The organism is Mitsuaria sp. TWR114 (assembly GCF_007997345.1).
This window is the reverse complement of record NZ_VOSR01000899.1, coordinates 1-1,819: the sequence shown is the minus strand read 5'-3', so window position 1 is coordinate 1,819 and position 1,819 is coordinate 1. Positions and strand designations below refer to the sequence as shown.

At 74.9% G+C, this 1,819-nt stretch carries 1 protein-coding gene and 1 pseudogene; one reads left to right on the top strand and one right to left on the bottom strand.

Annotated elements, in window-relative coordinates; genetic code table 11:
• A pseudogene (locus FUT87_RS25510) lies at positions 1–302 on the bottom strand (hypothetical protein); the annotation flags it as partial.
• Between the two features lies 1 nt (position 303).
• On the opposite strand from FUT87_RS25510, the gene FUT87_RS25505 reads away from it, so the two are divergent.
• Positions 304–1,819: hypothetical protein (locus tag FUT87_RS25505; RefSeq protein WP_147242809.1), on the top strand; the 1,516-nt coding region annotated here is incomplete at its 3' end.

Below are 1,819 nucleotides of genomic sequence, written 5' to 3'. Positions count from 1 at the left end.
GGCGCCGCCGTACCGCCCGCTGGCCGGCCGCTCGCGCGGGCCTTCGCCGACGAGGTCCGTCCCGCGGCGGACTTTCCCGGGCTAGCCCGGGCACCGGCACGGCCGGCCAGCGCGTCCGGCGCCGGCGAGGCCGACAGCGCGCCCTCGGCCGTGCAGCGGCGCGCCGCCTTGCCGGTGTCGATGCCGACCGAGGCCGCGGCCACGACAGGCCCCTCGTCGGATGCGCCGTTGGCGCCGTTGGCACCGTCGTCGACGTCGTCGCCGTCGGTCCAGCTGAGGTCGCTCGCGGGGGAGCTCTCCAAGTTGGAGACGGAGCGGGCGGCCCTGCAGGCGAGCCTGGCCGAGCTGCAGCAGCGGCGTCACGACGCGCGTGCTCCCACCGCCAGCGAGCGCAGCGACGAAGTCGGCCGCCTTCAGTCGCGCGCCGAGCACGCGCGAGGCCAGCTGGCCTCGCTGCAGGCCCGGCATGAGAAGGAGACTGGCGAGCTGGCGGATGCCGAGCGCAAGCTGGCGTCCGCCCGGCGGCAGCTCGAGGGCCTGACGCTGGCGGCGGAGTCGCGGCCGGCTCAACCGGCTCGTCCTGCGCGCACGCGAACGGGCCGGCGCGGCGGCGCCAAGGCGGCGAGCGCGACGAAAGCGACGCCGGCGGCCGCGAAACCGGATCCCCGCAGCCCCGCGGAGGTCGAGGCCCAGGCGCGCATCCAGCGGCTGGAGGGGGAACGCGACAGCCTCAAGACGCAGATGGAGGCGGCCAGTCGCCGAGTCGCGGAGGCGCGCGCGACCTTGAAGAGCGACACCGACTTCGCGGAGACCCTGCTGGATCCGCGCTTCATTGAGCAGCGGATCGACAAGGCCGCCGCCGCCCACCTCAACCCGTTCCTGGCGCACTACGAGCTTCCCGCCATCGATCAGGTGCCCCCAGGCGAGGACACGAGGCATGCCCGCTACCTGGCCATGTTCACCAACGTCGACGCGGGCGCGCGGCGCCTGGACGAGCCGCTGCTGGAGAACCCGGCGCACAGCTTCTCGGCGTTCTCGGCCCTGTTCAGCACCTTGTGGCCCGATCGCGTCAACGGGAGCCTGCTGAGGAACCTGCTCGGCGGCGACACGAGCGCCGTGATGGCGGCCGTGCGCGCAGGGGGCGAGGGCCTGGGGAATGCGGTGGGTCGGCATGTGCTGGCGCAGTTCACGGAGGAGATGAGGTACTGCGCCATGGCGGCGGCCAGCACGGGCCTGCCCGATGGCACGACGGCGCGCCGCGTGAGGTTGAGCGGCGGCAGCCGGGTGACGCAGACGGCGCTGGCCGAAGGCCGCGCGCGGGCCCGCGACCTGATGCCGCTGCAGGAACTGCCGGCGCATCGCGGCCGCATCGTCGTGGGCGCGATCCAGCAGGCGACCTCGATGATGACGACCATCGCCGAGGAGTACCGCGAGGCGTCTGTCGACGTGCAGCGGTCCCGGTCCGCGCTGGACGGCGCGTTGAAGGACCGGAGCGCGCTCGTCGAGCGCGGTGAGCAGCTGACGCGCGAGCTCGGCGCCGCGCAGGCGGCGCTCAGCGGCGTTCGCGACGCGCGCCGGCAGCGGGACGCCGCGCAGTCGTCGCCCTCAGCGCAATCAGCGCAGCCTGCCTCGCGCGATGCCGCGCCGGATGCGGCCATTCCGCAGCTCCCGGCGGCGGCCGGATCTTCGTCGCCGGATGTCGACGCTCGCCGGATGCGGCTGCGCGGCGACGTGGACCGCCACAGCGCCGAGGCGGACGAGGCGAGCAGCCGCGTCGACCAGACGCGCGCGACATCGGCGAAGCGCAGGCCGAGCTGCG